We start from the raw sequence: 5,230 nt of genomic DNA on the forward strand, positions 1-5,230 counted from the left end.
CCCCAGCACGCTTCCGACACCTCCCCGGAACCACACGAGCGGGCCTGGGCGGGCAATGTCCCTTCCGACATGCCGAGCTTCGTGACCTACCTGATCACCAGTGCGGTGCGCGACATGGCGGAACTGAAGATCGAAGGGACGCTGCCGGCCGCCGACGGTGTCGAGCTCGGCATGGCCTCCCTCGGCAACGCCAGGGCCCGCATCAACCAGGCCCTCTACGAGTTCACGCTGGTCGGACGCCGGGCCGGTCTGTCCTACGCCCAGATGAGCGCCTTCACTGGCATCCCCGAAGACGACCTGGCGAAGCAGGTCGAGGACTACCACCGCCTCATGACTACCTGAGCATCTGCCCGCCTCGCCAGGGACAGCAGACCGTCGGCCCGCCTCGTCGCTGGACCGGCCCCTGGCGGGGAAGACTCCCGGGTACACGCCGGTGGATGGGGAGGGGGCGGCGTCGATGGCCGCGGCAAGTGGTGGGGATTCGGCGCTCAAGCGGGCGAGGCTGGCGCGGAACATGACGCTGGAGGGGGCCGCCGACGCCTTGAACGCGATCACCGGGCTGGCGGCGGATGCGAGTCTGCTGAGCGCGTTTGAGTCCGGGCGGCGCCGCACCGGCAAGCGGAACCGGGCCGGGCTGTGCCAGCTGTACCGCGAGCGCCCGGAGGTGCTGTTCGCCCATCAGGACGGTGCGGCCACCAGTGTGCTGGAGACCTCCGGCACCGCCGTGGTCGTCAAGGTGCTCACCCGCTGGACGGATCTGATCGAGGCGATGGTCGACGTTGTCGCCTCGGCGCGCGAGCAACTGGTCGTCACCGGCTCCCGGTCCCGGGAGAAGGCGTATCTGGCGGCGATCGAGACGGCGGTGGCCCAGCACCCGGACCTGGTCCACTACCGGGTGCTGTACGGCCCGCCGCGGCACCGGGCGCTCGCCGACCACCTGGTGCGGCTGCTGGAGCTGCGCGACCCGTCCGCCCGCCGCAACGGCGTCAAGACACTCCACATCGGGCTCGTTGAACCCGCGGAGGCGCTGGAGAGGTTCTTCGTCGCCTCCGAGACCGCCGCGGTGGTGCCGCTGCCGTCGTTCCACGGGGCGGACGGGTTCGACTGCGGCGTCCTACTCAGTCGCGAGGCGGCGGTGGGTCTGGTCCACCATGGCCGGGAGGCGTGCGCCTCGGCGCGGCCGGTGGAGACGATCGAGGCCGTCCGTGCACTGCCGGTTCGGCACAACTGATACGTGGTGGGGAGAGGCGTGAGCGAGAACCTTCAGCAGGTGGCCGAGGCCCGCACGGCGTCCGTGGTGGAGCTGGCGAGCGAGCTGATCCGCCGGCCGAGCCGGGCCGGGATCGACGAGTACGGGCCGGTCTTGGGCGTGCTGGAGGACTGGCTCGCCGCCCGCGGACTGCCGCACCGCCGGCTGCACGACGACGCGGGCGCTCTGGTGGGGCTGCTCGTGGAGATCCCCGGCGGCCGGCCAGGTTCGTGGTGGGCCCTGGACGCATGTGTGGACACTGCCCCGTATGGCGACGAGTCCGCCTGGTCGTTCCCGCCGGTCTCCGGCGACATCGTGGACGGCTGGCTGCTCGGCCGGGGCTCGGCGGACTCCAAGCTCGCCGCAGCGATGTTCTGCCACATCGCCGCCGACCTCCACGGTCGCGCCGCTGACCTGCATGGCGGGCTCGCCGTGCTCCTGGACGTGGACGAGCACACGGGCGGTTTCGGCGGCGCCCGCGCCTACCTCACCGACGAAGCCGCGGCCCGCCCCGCCGGAGTGATGATCGGCTACCCCGGCATGGACGAGGTCGTGGTCGGCGGGCGGGGCCTGTGGCGGGCCACGATCACCGTGCACGCCCCCTCAGGGCACTCCGGCTCCAGCAAGACCGTGGTCGGCGCGATCTCCCGGGCCGCTCACCTCGTGCGGCTCCTGGACACGGCCGACCTGCCCGGCGTGGATGAAGGCTCGGGGTTCCCGCTGGCGCCGAAGCTGTCGGTCACCGCCTTCCACGGCGGGCAGGGCTTCTCGGTCACCCCTGACCGGGTCGACATCAACGTGGATGTCCGCACCACGCCGGCCTTCGACGCACACGACGCCGAGACCCTCGTGCGCAAGGCTGTCGCCGAGCTTGACGCGGAGCTGCCCGCCCCGACTCCCACCGAGATCACCCCGGTCGCCGCCTGGCCGCCGTTCCGCCTCACCGAGGACGAGCAGCCCGCCGCCGCCCTGCTGGGCGCCGCCGCCGAGTCGGGGCTCGCGGTCAAGGCAAAGACTGCGGGGCCGTCGAACATCGGCAACCTGCTCGCCGGGGAGGGCATCTGGGCCACGGCCGGTTTCGGGGTGCCGTACGAGGGGCTGCACGGCATCGACGAGCGCGCCCACCTCGCGGAACTTCCCACGGTGTACGCCGTCTACCAGCGGGCTGTGCTCGACCTCCTTGGGTGCTGACGTCCCAGGCACGTCCCAACTTCCTCCCAGATCCGCTCCCAGCAAGTCCCCAACTCCGTCTCTGGGAACAGATCTTCGGTCGCGGTGACATAGAGGCAGCACCACCTCACATCCACCGAGGACAAGGGAGGCCGGTCATGGCCGAGCAGACCATCGTCACCACGAAGCCCGCCGTCGAGGACAGCCCCGCCGCGGCGCCGAGCACGGGCGGCTTCGTGCCGCAGGTCAGCACCCACCCGGTGGCGACCCTCACCCTGGGCCGCCAGACGTTCAACGACTCGGACAAGTCGAACTACTTCGAGGGCTGAGCAGCCCGCAGGACCTGAACCGAGTACCCCGAGGGCCGGCCGCCTGCGGCCGGCCCTCGGGCACGTCACAGGGGCTGACGGAAGGGGAGGCGAACGGATGGAACAGGAATGGGTGACCGGCGGCCTGGACGCCGTGGACGGAGTGACGATCGACGGGCTCGGCGACGTGCGCCGGGCTCCGGGCTCGAGCGTACGGGCGGTTGCCGAGGGGTCGGTTGCCCTCGCGGTCGTGGGCGACTGCCCGGTGACCGAGCAGGAGCTTCACGCCGCGCTTGCGGCGGTACGGGCGGGGCAGTGGGGCGAACTGACTCGGTGGCCGGGCTCGTACTGGGTGGCCGCTGGCAACGGGCGGCAGCGGTTCGTGTGCGGAGACCTGGCCGGTATCCGGGCCGTGTACTACACGCTGCGCGGCGACGAAGGGGCGGCGTGGGCGACCGAGGCCCGCCTCCTGGGGCGTCCGCTCGTGCCGGATCTGTCCTGGCTGGCGGCGCGGCTGACGGTGGGTGAGCACCACTGGCCGCACCGTAGCCCGTACGAGGAGATCCGCATGGTGCCCGGCGGGGTCGGGCTGCTGCTCGCGCCGGGGGCGCCGCCGCAGCTCATCCACGTCTCCGGCATCACACCGGTAGACGAGCTCCGCGAGGGCGCCGACCGGTTCGGGCAGGCGCTCACTGAGGCTGTCCAGCACCGGGTCCGTGCCGCCGGCGGGGTGGTGGGGGCGGATCTGTCCGGCGGGCTGGACTCCTCGGCGGCCGTCGTGCTGGCCGCCGCCGCCGGGACCGTGCACGCGGTGACCTACACGGACGGGTACACCAGCGGGGAGGACATGGCGTTCGCCGCCCGCGTGGCCGAGCACACCGGGATCGCGCACACGGTCGACGTGGGCACCGACGAGCAGTTGCCGTTCTTCTTCCCGGCCGGGCAGCCGACGGGGGCCGAGCCGGTGCTGGAGGCGGCGATGTACGCCATGGACGCCTCGTATCTGTACCCGGTGCGGGGGCTGCCGCTGCACCTGACCGGGCACGGCGGGGACATCGTGCTGGACGCCTCCAGCTCCTGCTGGGTGCGCCTTCTCCAGGACGGCCGGCGCCGCGAGGCCCATCGCCAGGTCGTGGCGTTCGCCCGGCTCCGCAACACCGCACCCGGCCCGTACTGGAAGGCCCTCAAGCAGGCCGCTGAACTGGGCCGGAGCGGCTCCCTGATGCGCGCCGCCGAGGTGTTGGAGCGCGGGCCGGTCACGCCGGAGGCTGCTGTGGCGGGCTGGTCGTGGTGCCGGCTGGGGGCTGGGGCGTCCTGGCTGACCGGATACGGCCACCACCAGGTCGCAGCCCTGCTGCGCCAGGCCGCCGGTGACCAGCAGGCCGAGCTGGCGGACGAGTTCGACCAGTGGGCCGCCCTGCGCTCGGTGGGCGCCTCGGCCCGCGGCTGGGCCCCGTACGGTCAGGCGCTCGGCATCCGGCCGGTGTACCCGTACCTGGACAACCAGGTCGTCCGCGCCGCCTTCGCCGTGCCGGCCCTCGCCCGGCGCGGGCTGGTGGCCTACAAGCCGCTGCTGCGGGCCGCGCTGCCCGAGCTCCCTAACTGGCTGACCTCCCGCCGGTCGAAAGGGTCGTTCACCGCCCAGCGCATCGCCGGACTCGCCCGGCACCGGGATCGGCTCGACGAGCTGACCGCTTCCAGCCCGCTCGCGGCCGGCGGGCTGATCGACCCCGCGGCCGTCCGTACCTCGCTCGCGCAGGCGGCCCGGGGGCAGAGCGCGACGGTGATCGCCGACCTGCACCAGTTGATCGTGACGTGCTGGTGGCTCAGTGGCCAGACGGCCAGTAGGGAGGTGGCGGTGTGCTGATCCCCGCCCGCCACGTTCACCACAACACGGGGCCGGACGGCACGGCGGTGATCGACGTGAAGCGGGCGGCGTGGCTGATGCTCGATCAGGACGCCTCTCGGATCTGGCATGCCATCACCGTCCGCGGTGGCACCGCCGGACTCGCCGATGAGATCGCCATCCCCACCGGCCAGGACCCCCAGCAGGTCAGCGGTCAGATTGCCGCGTTCGTCGACGAACTGGTGGCCGCCGGCGTGCTCGTCGACACCGACCGGCCCCGGCGAGCACGGCGAAGGTGGTGGCGGCGATGACGGTCATGGTCCCCACCGCCCGGCCCGCCGTTCCATGGCGCGACCGGTTGGTGGCCGCCGTCGCGCTGACCCTCTCCCTGGCCGTGAGTCCGTTGCCGCTGCGCTGGAGGCTCGCCGCCGTGCGGCTGCTGCGCGGCCTGCCGTACGCGCGTCTGGCCCGCCTCGAAGCCCTCTACACCGCGGTGCAGGTGGTGATTCCCTCGTGGTGGCCGGGTCGGATCGCGTGCGCCGAGATCAGTCTCGCTACCGTCATCGCGACCGCGCTGACCGGCCGCCAGGCCCGCTGGGTGCTCGGCGCCCGGTTCCTGCCCCACGCCGCGCACGCCTGGGCGGAGGTCCCAGGCGG

General features: G+C 72.8%; 7 protein-coding genes. All 7 read left to right on the forward strand.

The features are described from left to right. Positions 1-342 (forward strand): hypothetical protein (locus AB0M27_RS46500; RefSeq protein WP_365732253.1); only part of this gene is annotated, 342 nt, incomplete at its 5' end. A gap of 172 nt (positions 343-514) precedes the next feature. Continuing rightward, on the forward strand, positions 515-1,231 hold the full coding sequence (locus AB0M27_RS46505; protein ID WP_365732254.1) for an XRE family transcriptional regulator: 717 nt from the start codon (positions 515-517) through the stop codon (positions 1,229-1,231). Between the two features lie 18 nt (positions 1,232-1,249). Continuing rightward, positions 1,250-2,440: a M20/M25/M40 family metallo-hydrolase gene (locus AB0M27_RS46510; RefSeq protein ID WP_365732255.1), complete on the forward strand. Its 1,191-nt coding sequence runs from the start codon at positions 1,250-1,252 to the stop codon at positions 2,438-2,440. Between the two features lie 137 nt (positions 2,441-2,577). Beyond that, positions 2,578-2,748, forward strand: coding sequence for a hypothetical protein (locus AB0M27_RS46515; RefSeq protein ID WP_365732256.1), 171 nt, complete (start codon positions 2,578-2,580; stop codon positions 2,746-2,748). A gap of 97 nt (positions 2,749-2,845) precedes the next feature. Further along, the gene (locus tag AB0M27_RS46520) at positions 2,846-4,594 is read left to right on the forward strand and encodes an asparagine synthase-related protein (RefSeq protein WP_365732257.1); all 1,749 of its coding nucleotides are present in this window, start codon (positions 2,846-2,848) and stop codon (positions 4,592-4,594) included. Beyond that, a complete protein-coding gene (locus AB0M27_RS46525; protein ID WP_365732258.1) occupies positions 4,588-4,884 on the forward strand; it encodes a PqqD family protein in 297 nt (98 codons plus the stop codon). The genes AB0M27_RS46520 and AB0M27_RS46525 overlap by 7 nt, the downstream gene beginning before the upstream one ends. After that, a partial coding sequence (locus AB0M27_RS46530) for a lasso peptide biosynthesis B2 protein (RefSeq protein WP_365732259.1) occupies positions 4,881-5,230 on the forward strand: 350 nt, incomplete at its 3' end. The genes AB0M27_RS46525 and AB0M27_RS46530, both read left to right, overlap by 4 nt.

Origin of the sequence: Streptomyces sp. NPDC052107 (assembly GCF_040680215.1) — a bacterium.
GTDB lineage: Bacteria > Actinomycetota > Actinomycetes > Streptomycetales > Streptomycetaceae > Streptomyces.

Bases quoted from the DNA above. Each gene is read 5' to 3' on its own strand.
- AB0M27_RS46505 (WP_365732254.1), top strand. From the start codon at position 515: ATGACGCTGGAGGGGGCCGCCGACGCCTTGAACGCGATCACCGGGCTG.
- AB0M27_RS46515 (WP_365732256.1), top strand. From the start codon at position 2,578: ATGGCCGAGCAGACCATCGTCACCACGAAGCCCGCCGTCGAGGACAGC.
- AB0M27_RS46520 (WP_365732257.1), top strand. From the start codon at position 2,846: ATGGAACAGGAATGGGTGACCGGCGGCCTGGACGCCGTGGACGGAGTG.